General features: G+C 72.3%; 14 protein-coding genes. 8 read left to right on the top strand and 6 right to left on the bottom strand.

The features are described 5' to 3' along the window. Positions 1 to 47: 47 nt before the first annotated feature. From ACH5AR_RS06735 to ACH5AR_RS06725, 3 genes are all read right to left on the bottom strand, one after another. Positions 48 to 1103, bottom strand: a complete 1056-nt coding sequence (locus ACH5AR_RS06735) for a BMP family protein (protein WP_396300274.1) — start codon at positions 1101 to 1103, stop codon at positions 48 to 50. A 280-nt stretch (positions 1104 to 1383) separates the two neighbouring features. Beyond that, positions 1384 to 2637: an amidohydrolase gene (locus ACH5AR_RS06730; protein ID WP_396300273.1), complete on the bottom strand. Its 1254-nt coding sequence runs from the start codon at positions 2635 to 2637 to the stop codon at positions 1384 to 1386. A 212-nt stretch (positions 2638 to 2849) separates the two neighbouring features. Beyond that, on the bottom strand, positions 2850 to 4439 hold the full coding sequence (locus ACH5AR_RS06725; RefSeq protein WP_396300272.1) for a methylmalonyl-CoA mutase: 1590 nt from the start codon (positions 4437 to 4439) through the stop codon (positions 2850 to 2852). 183 nt (positions 4440 to 4622) lie between these two features. On the opposite strand from ACH5AR_RS06725, the gene ACH5AR_RS06720 reads away from it, so the two are divergent. The 6 genes from ACH5AR_RS06720 to ACH5AR_RS06695 all read left to right on the top strand — a co-directional run bounded on the left by ACH5AR_RS06720 (position 4623) and on the right by ACH5AR_RS06695 (position 9947). After that, positions 4623 to 5378 carry an SDR family oxidoreductase gene (locus ACH5AR_RS06720; protein WP_396300271.1) on the top strand — a complete coding sequence of 252 codons (756 nt, stop codon included), beginning with the start codon at positions 4623 to 4625 and terminating at the stop codon, positions 5376 to 5378. Positions 5379 to 5667: 289 nt separating this feature from the next. Then, positions 5668 to 6153: a 2-oxo-4-hydroxy-4-carboxy-5-ureidoimidazoline decarboxylase gene (locus ACH5AR_RS06715; protein WP_396300270.1), complete on the top strand. Its 486-nt coding sequence runs from the start codon at positions 5668 to 5670 to the stop codon at positions 6151 to 6153. 346 nt (positions 6154 to 6499) lie between these two features. After that, a complete protein-coding gene (sdhC, locus tag ACH5AR_RS06710; protein WP_074003919.1) occupies positions 6500 to 6880 on the top strand; it encodes a succinate dehydrogenase, cytochrome b556 subunit in 381 nt (126 codons plus the stop codon). An 8-nt stretch (positions 6881 to 6888) separates the two neighbouring features. Beyond that, the gene (gene sdhD, locus ACH5AR_RS06705) at positions 6889 to 7380 is read left to right on the top strand and encodes a succinate dehydrogenase, hydrophobic membrane anchor protein (RefSeq protein ID WP_396300269.1); all 492 of its coding nucleotides are present in this window, start codon (positions 6889 to 6891) and stop codon (positions 7378 to 7380) included. A 51-nt stretch (positions 7381 to 7431) separates the two neighbouring features. After that, positions 7432 to 9174 carry a succinate dehydrogenase flavoprotein subunit gene (gene sdhA, locus ACH5AR_RS06700; protein ID WP_396300268.1) on the top strand — a complete coding sequence of 581 codons (1743 nt, stop codon included), beginning with the start codon at positions 7432 to 7434 and terminating at the stop codon, positions 9172 to 9174. Continuing rightward, complete coding sequence (locus ACH5AR_RS06695) at positions 9174 to 9947, top strand: succinate dehydrogenase iron-sulfur subunit (RefSeq protein WP_396300267.1); 774 nt, start codon at positions 9174 to 9176, stop codon at positions 9945 to 9947. Before sdhA ends, ACH5AR_RS06695 begins: the two co-directional genes overlap by 1 nt. A gap of 101 nt (positions 9948 to 10048) precedes the next feature. Here the strand turns inward: ACH5AR_RS06695 and ACH5AR_RS06690 are convergent, their stop codons facing one another. After that, a complete protein-coding gene (locus ACH5AR_RS06690; protein ID WP_396300266.1) occupies positions 10049 to 10306 on the bottom strand; it encodes an SCO4848 family membrane protein in 258 nt (85 codons plus the stop codon). Positions 10307 to 10441: 135 nt separating this feature from the next. Between ACH5AR_RS06690 and ACH5AR_RS06685 the strand changes: the two genes are divergently transcribed. After that, positions 10442 to 11635: a D-alanyl-D-alanine carboxypeptidase family protein gene (locus ACH5AR_RS06685; protein WP_396300265.1), complete on the top strand. Its 1194-nt coding sequence runs from the start codon at positions 10442 to 10444 to the stop codon at positions 11633 to 11635. Between the two features lie 24 nt (positions 11636 to 11659). On the opposite strand, the gene ACH5AR_RS06680 is transcribed toward ACH5AR_RS06685, so the two are convergent. Beyond that, positions 11660 to 12673 (bottom strand): YihY/virulence factor BrkB family protein, encoded by a 1014-nt coding sequence (locus ACH5AR_RS06680; protein ID WP_396300264.1) that lies wholly within the window; start codon positions 12671 to 12673, stop codon positions 11660 to 11662. A gap of 46 nt (positions 12674 to 12719) precedes the next feature. After that, positions 12720 to 13718: a glycosyltransferase family 2 protein gene (locus tag ACH5AR_RS06675; protein WP_396300263.1), complete on the bottom strand. Its 999-nt coding sequence runs from the start codon at positions 13716 to 13718 to the stop codon at positions 12720 to 12722. 134 nt (positions 13719 to 13852) lie between these two features. Between ACH5AR_RS06675 and ACH5AR_RS06670 the strand changes: the two genes are divergently transcribed. Then, positions 13853 to 17425, top strand: a complete 3573-nt coding sequence (locus ACH5AR_RS06670; RefSeq protein ID WP_396300262.1) for a CDP-glycerol glycerophosphotransferase family protein — start codon at positions 13853 to 13855, stop codon at positions 17423 to 17425. The last annotated feature ends 132 nt before the right edge of the window (positions 17426 to 17557 follow it).

The following is a 17557-nucleotide window of genomic DNA, read 5'->3' as shown; positions in this document are numbered from 1 at the left end:
GCTGCCGGGCAGGCGGCAGGCGCTGCGGCGTCCGGGACGCGCGGTCCTTACTGGGCCGGCGCGGTCGGGATCGTGGTGGCGCCGGACTTGATGGCGTCCTCGGCGGCCTTCAGCTTGTCCTGGATGTCGTCGATCTTGCCGCCGGTCTTGGAGAGCGACACACCGTCGGCCTTCAGGTCGAACAGCTTGATGCCGGTCGGGGTCTGGCCCTGCTTGACCGACTGGACGTACGAGAACACCGCGGTGTCGACGTTCTTGACCATCGAGGTCAGGATGGCGTTCTTGTACTTCGCCAGGGCCGGCTGGTTGGCCTGGTCGGAGTCGACGCCGATGGCCATCTTGCCGGCGTTGGAGACGGCCTCGATGGCGCCGTTGCCGGAGGAGCCGGCGGCGGTGTAGATGACGTCCGCGCCCTTGTCGAGCTGGCCCTGGGCGGCCTCCTTGCCCTTGTCGGGCGAGGTGAAGCCGGTGAAGTCCGGCGGGGTGCTCAGGTAGGTGGTCTCGACCGTGATGTTCGGGTCGACGGACTTCACGCCCGCCTTGTAACCGGCCTCGAACTTCTTGATCAGCTCGGACTGCACACCGCCGATGAAGCCGACGTGCTTGGCCTTCGACTTGTTCGCGGCGGCGACACCGGCCAGGTACGAACCCTCCTGCTCGGCGAAGAGCAGCGAGGTGACGTTGGCCGGCTGGTCCTTGTCGTTCGAGTCGATGATCGCGAACTTGACGCCCGGGTTGTCCTTGGCGACCTTGTTGACCGCCTGCTGGTAGACGAAGCCGACCGCGACGATGGTCTTGTAGCCGCCGTCGATCAGGTTCTTGAGGCGGGTCTCCTTGTCGGCCTCGGCCTCGCCCGGCTTGGCCTCGGCCTCGGTGACGGCGACGCCCAGCTCGGACTTGGCCCGGTCGAGGCCGCGGGCGGCGGAGTCGTTGAACGACTGGTCGCCACGGCCGCCGATGTCGTAGGCCATGCCGACCTTGAGCGAGCCGTCGCCCGAGCCGGCGGAGGAGGAGTCGGTGCTCTTTGCGCCGCAAGCGGCGAGCGAGGCCATGCCCAGGGAACCCGAGAGCACAACCGCGGCGAGCTTCATTGAACGGCGCAAGGGGATATCTCCTTCTACACGCAACCGTTTAGCGTGGTCGGACGCCACCGTAACGCGCGTAGAACACGGTTGTGTTACGGGGTGGCGGAGCGTTCGGGTTGTTATCAAACCGTGGTCTGACGTCTTTCCCGCGGCTCTTTCCCCTGTACGGACGGTGATCCGGGGGCGGTTCGGCGCGCTGTGGAGGCCCGTTCGGCCCAGCTTACGGAAACCGCCCGGGGGGCGCGTGCGAAGACGCGCACCGCGCCCCGGGCCCCCGGCTCCGCCCCCGGAACCGCCGTCAGCTGCCGTCCGCCTCCAGGGCCAGCGCCGCGAACAGCTCCACCCCGATGCCGATCGCCCGTTCGTCCACGTCGAACCGGCCCTGGTGCAGGTCGCGGACGGCCGGGTCGCCGGGCGGGCGGACGCCGAGCCTGGCCAGCGCGCCCGGGGCGTGCTCCAGGTACCAGGAGAAGTCCTCGCCGCCCAGGCTCTGCTCGGTGCCCTCCACCACCTGGACGCCGTCGCCGCCGAAGCGGGCGTTCATCGTCTCGTCCAACCGGGCGACCGAGACCGCCTCGTTGACCACCGGCGGCACCCCGCGGTGGTAGTCCAGCGTCCACTTGGCCCGGTGGGTCTCGGCCAGCTTGGCGATCAACTCGTGCAGCAGGTCCGGCGCCTCGCGCCAGCCGTCCAGCTCCAGGCAGCGGACGGTGCCCTCCAACTCGGCGTGCTGCGGGATGACGTTGGGCGCGGAGCCGGAGGCGATCCGCCCCCAGACCAGGCTGACGCCCCAGCGCGGGTCCATCCGGCGGGCCAGCGCGCCCGGGAGGTCGGCGGCCGCCCGGGCGACCGCGGTGACCAGGTCGGTGGTCAGGTGCGGACGGGCGGTGTGCCCGCCGGGGCCGTCCAGGTGGAGCACCAGGCGGTCGCAGGCCGAGGTGATCGCGCCGACCCGCAGGGCGATCCGGCCGACCTCCACCTTCGGGTCGCAGTGCACCGCGAAGATCCGCCCGACGCCCGCCATCCCGCCGGCCTTGACGACGTCCAGCGCACCGCCCGGCATGACCTCCTCCGCGGGCTGGAACACCAGCCGCACGGGGCGGCTCAGCTCCCCGGTGCGGACGGCCTCGGCCAGCACCAGGCCGGTGCCGAGCACCACCGCGGTGTGCACGTCGTGGCCGCAGGCGTGGGCCCGGCCGGGGACGGTGGAGCGGTACGGCACGTCGGTCTTGGCGTCGTCGATCGGCAACGCGTCGATGTCGGCGCGGAAGGCGAGGAACTCCGTGTCCGGGGCGGTGCCGGGCGGGACGATGTCGACGAGCAGGCCGGTGCCGCCGGGCAGCACCCGGGGTTCGAGGCCGGCGGCCTCCAGCCGGTCGCGCAGCAGCCCGGTGGTTCGGAACTCCTGGCGGCCCAGCTCCGGGTGCCGGTGCAGGTCACGGCGGAAGGCGATCAGCTCGGGCTCCAGCGCCCGTACCCGGTCGCGCAGATCGGCGGCGGGGCGTACGGGGGCGAGAGTCGTGCCCGGCTGAGCGGGCTCAGGACGGTTCATCTCGCCAATCGTAGGCCTGCTGGGGGGTTTTGGCCCGACTTCCGGAAAACTAGTCCCCGGATGGGCGCATACCGGCCGGACACGTGGGTATGACATCTTGTTTCAGCCGCCTTCCCCGGGTTGCGTGCCCTGTGCAACGATCCCCCGGGCCGGTGGTCACGGCCGTCCCCCGCCCGACGGCACGCGCTGGTTGACGGCCGTTCAGCCGGTGGTCAGAAGCGCTCCACCGGGGCGTACGTCCCCCACACCCCGCGCAGCGCGTCGCAGACCTCGCCGACGGTGGCCCGGGCGGCCAGCGCCTCCTTCATCGGGTAGAGCACGTTCCCCGGCCCCTCGGCGGTGCGGCGCAGCCCGTCCAGCGCCCGGGTGACGGCGCCGGCGGAGCGCTCGGCGCGCAGCCGGGCCAGCCGCCGCGCCTGCCGCGCCTCGATCGCCGGGTCCACCCGCAGCGGCCGGTACGGCTCCTCCGTGTCCGACCGGAAGCGGTTGACGCCGACCACGGTCCGCTCCCCCGCCTCCGTCTCCCGCTGGACCCGGTAGGCGGTGCGCTCGATCTCGCCCTTCTGGTATCCGCGCTCGATCGCGGCCACCGCGCCGCCCTGCTCCTCGATGCGGTCCATCAGCGCCAGCACGGCGGCCTCCACCGCGTCGGTGAGCGACTCGACGGCGTAGGAGCCGGCGAACGGGTCGACGGTGGCCGTCAGGTCGGTCTCGTGGGCGAGCACCTGCTGGGTGCGCAGGGCCAGCCGGGCGGCCTTCTCGGTGGGCAGCGCGATCGCCTCGTCGAAGCTGTTGGTGTGCAGCGACTGGGTGCCGCCGAGCACCGCGGCGAGCGCCTGGACCGTCACCCTGGCCAGGTTGACCTCGGGCTGCTGGGCGGTGAGCTGCACTCCGGCGGTCTGGGTGTGGAAGCGCAGCATCTGCGAGCGCGGGTCCCGGGCGCCGAAGACGTCCCGCATGGTCCTGGCCCAGATCCGGCGTGCCGCCCGGAACTTGGCCACTTCTTCGAGCAGGGTCGTGCGGGCCACGAAGAAGAAGGAGAGCCGGGGCGCGAAGTCGTCCACGGCCATCCCGGCGGCGATCGCGGTGCGGACGTAGGCGATCCCGTTGGCCAGGGTGAAGGCGACCTCCTGCGCGGGATCGGCCCCGGCCTCGGCCATGTGGTAGCCGGAGACGGAGACGGTGTTCCAGCGCGGGACCTCTGCCCGGCAGTACCGGAACACGTCGGCGGCCAGCCGCAGCGAGGGCTCCGGCGGGAAGATGTAGGTGCCGCGGGCGATGTACTCCTTCAGCACGTCGTTCTGGACCGTCCCGGTGAGCGCCGCCGGCGCCACCCCCTGGGCCTCGCCGACCAGTTGGTACAGGAGCAGGAGCAGGGCGGCGGGCGCGTTGATGGTCATCGAGGTGGACACCCCGCCGAGCGGGATGCCCTCGAACAGCTCGGCCATGTCCTCGACGCTGTCCACGGCGACGCCCACCCGGCCGACCTCCCCGGCGGCGAGCGGGGCGTCCGAGTCGTAGCCCATCTGGGTGGGCAGGTCGAAGGCGACCGACAGGCCGGTGCCGCCCCCCGCGATCAGCTGCCGGTAGCGGGCGTTGGACTCGGCGGCGGTGCCGAAGCCCGCGTACTGGCGCATCGTCCAGGGCCGGCCGGTGTACATCGTCGGGTACACGCCCCGGGTGTACGGGTACGCCCCCGGCCGGCCCAGCCGGGCGTCGGCGTCCCAGCCGGCCAGCGACTCGGGGCCGTACAGCGGCTCGATCTCGAAGCCGGACTCGGCGCGGCGGGGCTCGGCTGCCATGGGGTCCTCCGGGGCTCGGGGGGTCGGGGCCGCCGCACGGCCGGGCCCCGCGCTGCCGGGGCCCGCACCGGCGGGGTCCTCGCACTATCCGGGTCCGCGCCGGGCGGCGGGCGCCCGGCCCGCCGGAGCGCAGGCGCGGTTGAGATGATCGGGTGAACGAGCGACGAGCCCCAGGGAGTGGCAATGACCGAGCAGAAGGTGGCCGTGGTCACCGGTGCCAGCAGCGGGATCGGCGCGGCGACCGCCCGCCGGCTGGCCGCCGAGGGCTTCGAGGTGGTCCTGACCGCCCGCCGCACCGACCGGATCGAGGCGCTGGCCGGAGAGATCGCCGAGCGGGGCGGCAGCGCCCGGGCCGTCACCCTGGACGTCACCGACCGGGCCGCCGTGGACGCCTTCGCGGCGGCCGTCGGCCGGGTGGACGTCCTGGTGAACAACGCCGGCGGCGCGATCGGCGCCGAGACCGTCGAGCACGGCGACCCGGCCGACTGGCGGGCCATGTACGAGGTGAACGTGCTCGGCGTGCTGCACGTGACCCAGGCCCTGCTGCCGGCCCTGCGGGCGACCGGCGACGGCACCGTGCTGGTGCTCTCCTCGACCGCCGCGCTGGCCGCGTACGAGGGCGGCGGCGGGTACGTCGCCGCCAAGCACGCCGCCCACACCATCGCCGCCACGCTGCGCCTGGAGCTGTGCGGGGAGCCGATCCGGGTGATCGAGATCGCCCCCGGCATGGTGAGGTCCGAGGGCTTCGCGGTCACCCGCTTCCGCGGCGACGAGGAGAAGGCCGCCGCGGTGTACGCGGGCGTGGCCGAACCGCTCACCTCCGAGGACATCGCGGACACCGTGGCGTGGGCGGTCACCCGGCCCCCGCACGTCAACGTCGACCTGCTGGTGGTCCGTCCCCGGGCGCAGGCCGCCAACCACAAGGTCCACCGCGCCTGAGGCCCCCCGGGGCGGGTGGGACAAGGGAGGGCGCTGACACGCGAGTGTCAACGTCACAACTTGATAGCTCGTCCGGATGAATCCGGCGCGCGCCCTCCCCAACTGATGACCGCTCAACTACCTTTGAGGCGCTGGACGACCGGCGCTCGTGCGCCCCTCGGCAGCCCCCGTCCCACCTGCGCACGACCCCTCTCCACCGGCACCTTCCCGCCCTCACGAGGAGGACCCGCTGGCCAGCGACATCCCGTCACAGCGGCTCGACGTCAGAACAGAGCCGACCCTCCTGGGGTTGCACCGCTTCAACGAAGCCGACGCCGGCGCGGCCGAGGAGGCCCTGCTGGCCTGCTGCGGCAGCCACCGCTGGGCCCTGCGGCTCACCGCCCACCGGCCCTACCCCGACATAGAGTCCCTGCTGGCCGCCGCCAGCGAGGCCTCCTACGACCTGCGCCCGGCCGACCTCACCGAGGCGCTGGCGGACGAGAGCTGGATGCCGCAGCCGCTGCTCGGCATGCGGGCCCCCGGCAGCCAGGCCGCGCACACCGCGCTGCGGGCGGCGCACGCCGCGTACGAGGCCCGGTTCGGCCACGTGTTCGTGGTCTGCCTGGAGGGCCTCGCGCCGGAGGAGATGCTCGACGCCGTGCTCTCCTCGATCCGCACCCGCCTCGCCAACGACCCGGACGAGGAGCGGCTGATCGCGGCCGACGAACTCCGCCGGATCGCCCTGACCCGCCTGGAGCACCTGGTCGCGACCCACTCGGAGGCCGCGGCGCGCTGAGCCCGCACCACCCGCCCCCTCACCCGCCCGGGTGAGGTCACCCGCCGGAGCCCGCGCATCCCCCCGGACGAGTGAACCGGGCCACCACCGACCCCGCACCGGCCCGCGACGCCCCGCCCCGTGCCCACCGGCACGGGGCGCGAGCATGCCGTCACCCGTGGTGATGACCCGGGGTTTGGTTCCCGCCGCACTAGGCCAGAAGTGCCTGATTGATCACACCTGGGGCCCCCGGAGGCGGTTCACGACAAGGCGTCGATAGGATGCTGGCGGCCGGTGGACCGTACCCGGCCGGGCTGACCGACACCGAAGCCGGCCGAGCCCCCAATCGCTTCCGGAGGGTTTTTCCGTGCCGGCTGGAACGCTGTACCGCGGCCGGGAAGGCATGTGGAGCTGGGTGGCTCATCGAGTCACCGGCGTCCTCATCTTCTTCTTCCTGTTCGCCCACGTCCTGGACACCGCCCTCGTGCGAGTGTCGCCGGAGTCCTACGACACCGTCATCCAGACGTACAAGACTCCGCTCGTGAACCTGATGGAGTACGGCCTGGTGGCCGCCATCCTGTTCCACGCCCTGAACGGCCTGCGCGTCGTCGCAGTGGACTTCTGGTCCAAGGGCCCGAAGTACCAGAAGCAGATGCTCTGGAGCGTCGTCGGCGTCTGGGTCGTCCTGATGGCCGGTTCCTTCTACGGGATCCTCCAGCACACGCTGATCTCCTGGTTCGGGAAGTGAGCCGAGACATGTCCACGGAAATCTCCGACGCCGTCGTCGTCCCGTCCAAGCAGGCGCACACCGGCACGGGCCTCGGCACCGGCAACCCGGCCGACGCGTTCGTCATCGAGCCCCCGCGCAAGCGGACCGCGAAGACCCCGCGCCGCACCCGGACCAACTTCGAGATGCTGGCCTGGCTCTTCATGCGCCTGTCCGGTGTCGTCCTGGTCGTCCTGATCCTCGGCCACCTGCTGATCATGCTGGTGCTCGACGGCGGCGTCTCCAAGATCGGCTTCGCCTTCGTGGCCGGCCGCTGGGCCTCGCCGTTCTGGCAGGGCTGGGACCTCCTGATGCTCTGGCTCGCCATGCTGCACGGCGCCAACGGCATGCGCCAGGTGATCAACGACTACGCCGAGAAGGACTCGACCCGGCTCTGGCTCAAGGGGCTCATGGGCACCGCCACGGTCTTCACCGTGCTGCTGGGCACCCTGGTGATCTTCACCTTCGACCCCAACATCTGAGCCGCGAGCACCATCGACCATCGGCAGAGGCCAGAGGCGAGTTAACCCCCCATGCAGATTCACCAGTACGACACCGTCATCGTCGGCGCCGGCGGCGCCGGCATGCGCGCGGCCATCGAGTCGACGCAGCGCAGCCGCACCGCCGTCCTGACCAAGCTCTACCCGACCCGGTCCCACACCGGCGCGGCCCAGGGCGGCATGTGCGCCGCGCTGGCCAACGTCGAGGAGGACAACTGGGAGTGGCACACCTTCGACACGGTCAAGGGCGGTGACTACCTGGTCGACCAGGACGCCGCCGAGATCATGTGCAAGGAGGCCATCGACGCCGTCCTCGACCTGGAGAAGATGGGCCTGCCCTTCTCCCGCACCGAGCAGGGCCGGATCGACCAGCGCCGCTTCGGCGGCCACTCCCGCAACCACGGCGAGGCCCCGGTCCGCCGCTCGTGCTACGCGGCCGACCGCACCGGCCACATGATCCTCCAGACGCTGTTCCAGAACTGCGTCAAGCACGGCGTCGAGTTCTTCAACGAGTTCTACGTCCTCGACCTGCTGCTCAACGAGGGCAGGACGGCCGGCGTCGTCGCCTACGAGCTGGCCACCGGCGAGATCCACGTCTTCCAGGCCAAGTCGGTCGTGTTCGCCTCCGGCGGCACCGGCAAGTTCTTCAAGGTCTCCTCCAACGCCCACACCCTCACCGGTGACGGCCAGGCCCTGGTCTACCGCCGCGGCCTGCCGCTGGAGGACATGGAGTTCTTCCAGTTCCACCCGACGGGCATCTGGCGCATGGGCATCCTGCTCACCGAGGGCGCCCGCGGCGAGGGCGGCATCCTGCGCAACAAGGACGGCGAGCGCTTCATGGAGCGCTACGCCCCCGTCATGAAGGACCTCGCGTCCCGTGACGTCTGCTCCCGCGCGATCTACACCGAGATCCGCGAGGGCCGCGGCTGCGGTCCCGAGGGCGACCACGTCTACCTGGACCTCACCCACCTGCCGCCGGAGCAGCTGGACGCCAAGCTGCCGGACATCACCGAGTTCGCGCGCACCTACCTCGGCATCGAGCCCTACACGGACCCGATCCCGATCCAGCCCACCGCGCACTACGCCATGGGCGGCATCCCGACCAACGTCGAGGGTGAGGTCCTGCGCAACAACACCGACATCGTCCCGGGCCTGTACGCGGCCGGCGAGGTCGCCTGCGTGTCCGTGCACGGCGCCAACCGCCTGGGCACCAACTCGCTGCTGGACATCAACGTGTTCGGCCGTCGCGCGGGCATCGCCGCCGCCGACTACGCCAACGCGAACGAGTTCGTCGAGCTGCCCGAGAACCCGGCCGAGAAGGTCCAGGCCCTGGTCGAGGGCCTGCGCGAGGGCACCGGCACCGAGTCCGTGGCGCAGATCCGCAAGGAGCTGCAGGAGACCATGGACACCAACGCCATGGTGTACCGCACCGGCGCCACCCTGAAGCAGGCGGTCGAGGACATCGCCGCGCTGAAGGAGCGCTACAGGAACGTCTCCATCCAGGACAAGGGCTTCCGCTACAACACGGACCTGCTGGAGGCCGTCGAGCTGGGCAACCTGCTCGACCTGGCCGAGGTGCTGGCCGTCTCCGCGCTGGCCCGCGAGGAGTCCCGCGGCGGCCACTACCGCGAGGACTTCCCGACCCGTGACGACGTGAAGTTCATGCAGCACACCATGGCGTACCAGGAGGTTGCCGCCGACGGCACCACCTCCATCCGCCTCGACTACAAGCCGGTCGTCACGACCCGCTACCAGCCGATGGAGCGTAAGTACTGATGAGCACTCCGACCGTGGAGAAGCACTCGGCCGCTCTGGACGCGGTCGAGGCCGGCGCCCTCCAGCCGATCACCGTCACCTTCCGGATCCGCCGGTTCAACCCGGAGGAGCACCCGGACCCGGTGTGGGTCGACTACCAGCTGACGATGGACCCGAAGGAGCGCGTCCTGGACGCGCTCAACAAGATCAAGTGGGAGCAGGACGGCACCCTCACCTACCGCCGTTCCTGCGCGCACGGCATCTGCGGCTCCGACGCCATGCGGATCAACGGCCGCAACCGGCTGGCGTGCAAGACCCTGATCAAGGACGTCAACCCGGAGAAGCCGATCACGATCGAGGCCATAAAGGGCCTGACGGTCCTCAAGGACCTGGTCGTGGACATGGACCCGTTCTTCCAGGCGTACAAGGACGTCATGCCGTTCCTCATCACCAAGGGGAACGAGCCGACCCGCGAGCGCCTGCAGTCCGCCGAGGACCGCGAGCGCTTCGACGACACCACCAAGTGCATCCTGTGCGCCGCGTGCACGTCGTCCTGCCCGGTGTTCTGGAACGACGGCCAGTACTTCGGCCCGGCCGCCATCGTCAACGCGCACCGCTTCATCTTCGACTCGCGCGACGAGGGTGCCGAGCAGCGCCTGGAGATCCTCAACGACCGTGAGGGCGTGTGGCGCTGCCGCACCACCTTCAACTGCTCCGAGGCCTGCCCCCGTGGCATCGAGGTCACCAAGGCGATCCAGGAAGTGAAGCGGGCCCTGGTGACCCGCCGCTTCTGATCCCGGCCCGACACGCCGAAGGCCCCGCCCGATCCGTTGATCGGGCGGGGCCTTCGGCGTTCCCGGCCGGCGTGCTCAGTCGGCGTGCTCAGCCGGCGTGCTCAGTCGGCGGCCGGGGCGCGGCGGGTGGCGCGCAGGCCGCGCACACCGATGCTGCCGACGGCGATGCCGAGGACGAAGGAGGTCACCGCGAGCAGGAGGTGGACCCAGAAGAAGGCGGTGGGCTGGGAGTGGTCGCCGCCGGTGAAGGCCTGGCCGCCGGAGTCCTTCCACAGGTTCTTGACGAAGGTCGTCCAGATGATCATCGACCAGACCCCGAAGGCGGTCAGGAACCAGGAGGTGCGGCGGCTGAGCTTCATGGGGGTCCTCGGCGTGTGAAGGCGGTGTGCATCCCAGTATGCGCGGGCCGCCGATCGGCGTACGGCTGGCCCCTCCTGCGGAGGACGGGCCCCGGGGGGCGGACACCGGCCGCCGCGAGTGGGTACGGTCTGCTGGTGCCCACACCCCGTCTCACGTTCGCGCGCCTGTGTGCCGCGCTCACCGCGGCCCTCCCGGTCCTGCTCGCCGCCCCGGCGGGCGCGGCCCCGCAGCAGCCGCCCCCGTCGGCCGCGATCGGCGGCGAGCGGCTCGGGCTCCCCGGGGTCCAGGTCGCCCCGCTGGCGGGCGCCCCGCCGCTGCCCGCCGACCTCACCGGCCAGTCCTGGATAGTCTCCGACGCGACGTCAGGAGAGGTGCTGGCAGCCAGCAACCCGCACCTGCGGCTGCCCCCGGCGAGCACCCTGAAGATCCTCTTCGCGGACACCGTGCTGCCCAAGTTCGACCGCGACGCCGTGCACCGGGTGGCCGACGAGGAGATCCAGGGGATCGGCCCCGGCAGCAGCCTGGTCGGCATCAAGGAGAACCTGGACTACCGGGTCGAGGACCTGTGGCGCGGGGTGTTCCTGAGCTCCGGCAACGACGCGGTGCACGTCCTGGCCCACATGAACGGCGGCGTCCAGCGGACCGTCGCCGAGATGCAGGCCCGCGCCGACGCCCTCCAGGCACGGGACACCCGGGTGGTCTCCCCGGACGGCTACGACATGGACGGCCAGGTCTCCTCGGCCTACGACCTGTCACTGTTCGCCCGGGCCGGCCTGCGCAACGCGGACTTCCGGACCTACTGCGCCACCCGGGACGCGATGTTCCCGGGCGCCGTCGACAAGAACGGCCAGCGCGGCAGCTTCGGGATCGCCAACACCGACCGGCTGCTGGGCAGGTACCCGGGCCTGATCGGCGTGAAGAACGGCACCACCACCAACGCCGGCTCGACCTTCGTCGGCGCCGCCGAGCGCGACGGCCGCACCCTGCTGGTCACGGTGATGCACCCGGCGAGCTACCAGAAGGTGTACGACGAGACGGCCGCCCTGCTCGACTGGGGCTTCGCCGCGGCCGGCCGGGTGCAGCCGGTCGGCCGGCTGGTCGACGAGCTCCCGCCCGCCGGCAGCGAGCCGACCGGCCAGGCCGGCGGCACCGACGGCACGCCCGCGCCGCCGCCGCACCCCTCGCCCACCGCCGCACCCGCCGCGGCGCCCGCGGCGTCGGGCGGGGGCGGCGGGCTCGGCCCCGGCGCCTGGTCGGCCGTGGTGCTGGCGGCGGCCGCGGCCGGGTACGGCGCGGTGGTGCTGCGGCGCCGCCGCTCCACCGGCTGACCCCGCGGACCGGGCGGCCCGGCCTCAGCCCTGGGGCCGGGCGGTGCCGTCCTTCCCCCCGGCCCGCCGCTCCTCGTCCGTCCCGCGCTGCCCGCCCCGGGCGGCCCGCTGCGCCTCGTCGGCCTCCTCCGCCGCCTGCGCGGCGTCGGCCGCCTCCAGCAGCGCCCGCCCCTGCGCCCTGGTCCGCTCCCGGGCGGCCACCGGGTCGGCCGTCGCCGTCCAGGCCACGCAGTACATCAGCAGCCGGGAGACGAAGTTGATCCACAGCAGCAGGGCCACCGGGGTGGCGAACGCCCCGTACAGGCTCTTCCCGGCGACCGAGCCCAGGTACGAGGCGAGCAGCAGCTTCAGCAGCTCGAAGCCGACCGAGCCGATCAGCGCGCCCTGCCACAGGGCCCGCCGGCCCTGGTCGGTGATCCCGGGGAAGGGCGCCAGCAGGTAGGCGAAGAGCAGCATGTCGCACGCTATGGCGATCAGCACGCCGACGGCGGTCAGCACGTAACCGCTGCGCAGGCCGGCGGCGTCCGCGATCCGCCCGGCGAGCGTGGTCCCGGCGGCCGAGGCGGCCAGCGAGAACAGCGACACCAGGCCGAGGCCGGCCAGCACCGCCACGTCCCGGGCCTTGCGCAGGACCGGGTTCTCCTCCTCCTGGGGCAGCTGCCACAGGTCCCGGACCGAGGTGCGCATGGTGTCCACCCAGCCGAGGCCGGAGACCAGCAGCAGCGCCCCGCCGACCAGCCCGACGGTGCCCGCGTTGGCCACCAGCGCGGGCAGGTCGAGGGCGTCCGAGAGCCCCGGCAGCTGGTCGGCGATGTGCTCCTGCAGCTCACGCACCCGGCTGTCGCTCAGCGTCGCGGCGGCGATCGCCAGGCCCACCGTGAGTAGCGGGAAGAGCGCGAGGAAGCCGAAGAAGGTGACGGCGCCGGCCAGCCGGTTGCCCCGGGCGGCGGACAGGTACTCGTACACCAGGTACGGACGGCAGCGCAGCACCCGGGCCACGAGCGGGCCGACGACCGGCAGGCGGGTCAGGAAGTCCACCTACCGGTTATACCGGGATATCCCCCGAACGGGCGTCAGGTCCGCGCTACCGCTTGACGAGTCGCCGGGCCCCGGCCAGCGCGCGGACGGCCTGGTAGGCGGCGTAGCGGCCGTGGCCGAGCAGTTCGGTGCGCACGCCGTCCACCCCGGGCGGCGGCCGGTAGCCGGCCGGCCGCAGCCGGGCGCAGTGCTCGGCGGCCCGGCGGAAGTACTCCCGGCGGTCGCCGGGCGGCACCCGGCCGGGCTTGGAGACCACGGTGTTGAGGTGGTGCAGCATCCGGCCGTAGACGACCGGGCGCCAGCGGTCCAGGTCCGGGCGGCCGTCCAGGAAGGCGAAGACCAGGTCGTACTGGGCGAACACGTCGAAGTGCTTGCGGCTGGCGGTGGCCAGGATGTTGCCGCCCTCCTGGCGCTGGCGGTAGTGCACGCCGACCCGGTCGAGCAGGGTGATCCGGGCGGCGGCGAGCAGCGCCGGGTACGTCCAGGGGGTGTCCTCGTAGTAGCCGGCCGGGAAGACCAGCCGCTGCTCGGTGACGAAGCCTCGGCGGTAGGCCTTGTTCCAGACCACCTGGAGCAGGTCGAGCAGGTCGGGGCGGGCGTCGAGGTCGAAGACGTCCGGGGAGGCGGCGCCGAAGACGTGCGCCGAGGCGGCCCGGGTGATCCGGCCGTCGGCGTAGGTGCGGGCGTAGTCGTACACCAGGACGTCCGGGTCACCCGTGGCGGTGAGCCGCTCGTCGACGGCCTTCAGCAATCCGGGGGTCAGGGTGTCGTCGCTGTCGAGGAAGACCACGTAGTCCCCGGTGGCGACCTCCAGGCCCGCGTTGCGGGCCCGGCCGAGGCCGACGTTCTCCGGCAGGTGGAGCACCCGGACCCGGGCGTCGGCGGCCGCCGCCCCGTCCAGCAGGGCGCCGCAGCCGTCCGGGGAGCGGTCGTCCACCGCGATCAGTTCGAAGTCCGGGCCGTCCTGGCCGAGCACCGAGTCGAGGCACTCGGCGAGGTAGTCCTGGACCTTGTACACGGGGACGATCACGCTGAAGCGGGGCACCGGCCCAGCGTAGTGGTCCCCGGGCGGGCGAGGACCCCGGAGGTAGGATCGGGGGCGCACGTACGCACCGATCCAAGTGCGGTCAGACCCCGTACGGGCTGCCACGCTCCTCCAGAGAAAGGCCTGCGTAGCCGATGGCTCCCCGCCTCTCCATCGTCGTCCCGATCTACAACGTCGAGCGCTACCTCGTCGAATGCCTCGACTCGATCGCCGCCCAGACCTTCACGGACTTCGAGTGCGTCATGGTCGACGACGGTTCGAAGGACGGCAGCGCGGCGCTCGCCGAGGCGTACGCGGCCGGGGACTCCCGGTTCCGGCTGGTCCGGCAGGTGAACAAGGGCCTCGGCGCGGCCCGCAACACGGGCATCCGGCACATCGACCCGGACTCCGAGTTCCTGTGCTTCGTGGACAGCGACGACTCGATGCCGCCGAGCGCGTACGAGCTGATGATCAACACCCTGGACGAGACCGGCTCGGACTTCTGCACCGGCAACGTGCTGCGCTTCCGCGCCGTGGGCTACTACCAGTCCGGCGGCCACGTGAAGCCGTTCAAGGAGACCAGGCTCAAGACCCACATCACCGAGGTCCCGGCGCTGGTCACCGACCGCACCGCGTGGAACAAGGTGTACCGCCGCTCGTTCTTCGACGCGGCCGGCCTGCTCTACCCCGAGGGCATCCTGTACGAGGACGCGCCGGTCAGCGTGCCGCACCACTACCTCGCCAAGAGCGTGGACGTGCTCTCCGAGCCGATCTACCACTGGCGCGAGCGCGAGGTCGGCGAGATGTCGATCACGCAGATGCGCACCAACCCGCGCGGCCTGGTCGACCGGGTCTCCTCGGTCGAGCTAGTCCGCGCCTGGCTGACGAAGCAGACCGAGCCGCGCTTCGCCCAGTACCTGCGCTCCTACGACGAGAACACCCTCGTCGAGGAGATCCCGATGTTCTTCTCCTCCCTCGTCGAGGGGGACAGGGAGTACCGGGACGCCTACCTCCAGCACGTCGGCCGGCTGCTCCGGGCGATCGGCCCCGAGCAGGTCGGCCGGCTGCGCGCCCCGCTGCGGCTGAAGTACCACCTGACCCTGTCCAACCGGATCGACGAGCTGGTCGAGCAGATCACCTACGAGCGCGAGAGCGGCGGCGGCGTCCAGGCCCGCGGCCTGCTGCGCCCGTACGCCGACTACCCGTTCCTGCGCGGCGGGCGCAAGAGCGTGCCGGCCGGGGTGCTGAAGCTGGACAACTCGCTGGTCATCCGCAGCCGCCTGTACGACAGCGCCTGGGTGGACGGCAAGCTCCGGCTGACCGGCCACGCGTACCCGGAGCAGCTGGGCGCGGCGGGCAAGCACGACATGGTGCGCACCCTGGTGCTGCGCGAGGCCAACGGGCGCCGGGTGATCGCGGTGCCGATGAAGACGACGTACAGCCCCGAGGCCACCGCGAGCTGCCAGCACGACCTGTACAGCTGCGACTGGTCCGGCTTCAGCGTCGCCGTCGACCCGAGGAAGCTGCGCCACCGCGGCCAGTGGAAGGACGGCAACTGGCGCGTCCTGGTGGCCGGCGTGGGCAAGGGCGGGGTCTACAAGGGCCGGATCTCGGCCGGGTGGAGCGACAGCGCGCTGTACCTGCCCTCGCACTGGGTCGAGCCGGACGTACGGATCGTGCCGTGGATCCGGGACAACTTCGTCTACCTCCGGGTGGAGACGGTCAAGGCCCGGGTGACCGGCCTGGCCGTGGACGGCGACCGGCTGGAGGTCTCGGGTGCGGCCCGCTCCGGCCCCGCCTTCGCCGGGGCGCGGCTGCGGCTCACCCACACCGAGTCGGACCGCCACCTGACCTTCCCGCTGGAGCTGGGCACGCCGGTCGGCACGCTCCAGCCGTTCACCGCGGCCTTCCCGGTCGCCGAGCTGACCGCCGTCCGCGAGGCCTGGGCCGAGCTGGACCCGGTGGCCGCCGAGCGCAGCCGCGACCACTGGGAGGCCACGCTGCTTCTGGCCGACGGCAGCGTCCTCCAGCTCGCCTGGGACGACCGCAACGCGCCCGAGCGGCTGCACCTGCCGCTGAACCCGCAGGCCCCGGTCGCCGAGCGCCGGGCGCTCTACTCCAAGCCCTCCCCCCACGGGCACCTCCAGTTCACCGACCAGGTGCTCCAGCCGCTGGTGGACGAGGTGTCCGGGCGCGGCGCCGACGGCTTCCTGCTGAGCGGCTCGTTCCCGCTGCCCGGCGCGCACCGCTGGGAGCTGGTGGTCCGCCACAAGTGGCGCGAGGAGGAGCACTCCTACCCGGTGGAGATCTCGGACGGCCGGTTCCGCACCGCACTGCCCGCGGTGCCGACGGCGTCCTTCGCCGGCCGGGTGCCGCTCTCCCGGGGCACCTGGCACGTCGTCTTCCGCCCGGTCGGGGTGCCGGTGCCCGAGCTGCCGGACGCCGCCGCGCTGGTCACCCCGGACTGCTACGGCGTGCTGCCGGTCGAGGTGGAGTCCCGCGGCAAGCGGATAGTGCTGGAGCGGCGTCACCACGACTGCCTGTCGCTGGAGTCGGACTCGGTGCTGCTGCCCGAGGAGCGGGCCGGCTACCGCCAGCGCCGGCTGCAGAGCGTGGACTACCCGGCCGCCCGCCGGCTGCCGGTGCGCGACGCGGTGCTGTACCACACCGGCAAGTACGGCACGTACTCCGGCTCGCCCCGGGCCGTCCACGAGGAGCTGGTCCGCCGCGGCCTGCCGCTGGAGCACCTGTGGGGCAACGACGACATGCAGGCCGAGCTGCCGCGGAGCGCGACCGCGCTGCGCTACCGCAGCCCGGAGTGGTACGAGGCGCTGGCCACCGCGAAGTACGTCGTGACCTCCACCCACCTGCCCGACTTCTTCGTCCGCCGCCCCGACCAGGTGGTCGTCCAGACCTGGCACGGCACCCCGCTGAAGCAGATCGGCTTCGACTTCGAGAAGGTCTGGTTCACCGACTCCGAGTACCTCAGGAGCCTGGCCCGCGAGGTCCCGAACTGGAGCCTGCTGGTGGCCGGCAACCGCTGGTCCGCCCCGGTGCTGCGGCGCGCCTTCGACTACAAGGGCGAGATCCTGGAGAGCGGTTCGCCCCGCAACGACCTGCTGTTCGCGCCCGACCGGGAGAAGACCGCCGAGCAGGTCCGGGAGCGGCTCGGCCTGCCCGAGGGCAAGAAGGTCGTGCTCTACGCGCCGACCTGGCGCGAGGACCGGCGCCGGCCGCAGGGCGGCTACCAGATCGACCTGCGGATCGACCTGGAGGCGGCCAGGGCCGCGCTCGGCGACGACCAGGTGCTGCTGGTGCGCCGGCACCACCTGATGTGCGGCCAGATCCCGGGCGCCGGCAACGGCTACGTCTGGGACGTCGGCAGCTACCCCGACATGGCGGAGCTGCTGCTGATCGCCGACGTCCTGGTGACGGACTACTCGGCGAGCGTGTTCGACTTCGCGGCGACCGGCAAGCCGATCGTGTTCTTCGCCTACGACCTGGAGCACTACCGGGACAACCTGCGCGGCTTCAGCCTGAACTTCGAGGCCGAGGCGCCCGGGCCGATGCCGGCCACCTCCGAGGAGCTCGTCTCCGTGCTCGGCCGGCTGGACGAGGTCACGGCCGAGTACGCGGAACGGGCCGACGCGTTCCGCGAGGCGTACTGCGACCTGGACGACGGCAAGGCCTCCGCCCGGGTGGTCGACGCGATGCTCCGCAAGGAGTAGCCCCACCGGGAACGCGGCGGGGGGCCCCCCCCCGGGGGCGCGGGGCGGGGGCCCCCCCGGGGCCCGGGGGGGACCCGGGGGGCAGGGGCGGGTGCCCCCCCCGTGTGGCGCCCAGGGGTGCCGCGCCTGTCC

Origin of the sequence: Kitasatospora sp. NPDC018619, from assembly GCF_044391605.1 — a bacterium.
In the GTDB taxonomy this organism is placed as follows: Bacteria; Actinomycetota; Actinomycetes; order Streptomycetales; family Streptomycetaceae; genus Kitasatospora.
Note: the sequence above shows the minus strand (reverse complement) of the source record. Positions and strands in the feature narration are given on the sequence as shown.

Bases quoted from the DNA above. Each gene is read 5' to 3' on its own strand.
- sdhD (WP_396300269.1), top strand. From the start codon at position 6,889: ATGTCCACGGAAATCTCCGACGCCGTCGTCGTCCCGTCCAAGCAGGCG.
- ACH5AR_RS06695 (WP_396300267.1), top strand. From the start codon at position 9,174: ATGAGCACTCCGACCGTGGAGAAGCACTCGGCCGCTCTGGACGCGGTC.
- ACH5AR_RS06720 (WP_396300271.1), top strand. From the start codon at position 4,623: ATGACCGAGCAGAAGGTGGCCGTGGTCACCGGTGCCAGCAGCGGGATC.
- sdhA (WP_396300268.1), top strand. From the start codon at position 7,432: ATGCAGATTCACCAGTACGACACCGTCATCGTCGGCGCCGGCGGCGCC.
- ACH5AR_RS06730 (WP_396300273.1), bottom strand. From the start codon at position 2,637: ATGAACCGTCCTGAGCCCGCTCAGCCGGGCACGACTCTCGCCCCCGTA.
- ACH5AR_RS06690 (WP_396300266.1), bottom strand. From the start codon at position 10,306: ATGAAGCTCAGCCGCCGCACCTCCTGGTTCCTGACCGCCTTCGGGGTC.
- ACH5AR_RS06725 (WP_396300272.1), bottom strand. From the start codon at position 4,439: ATGGCAGCCGAGCCCCGCCGCGCCGAGTCCGGCTTCGAGATCGAGCCG.
- ACH5AR_RS06670 (WP_396300262.1), top strand. From the start codon at position 13,853: ATGGCTCCCCGCCTCTCCATCGTCGTCCCGATCTACAACGTCGAGCGC.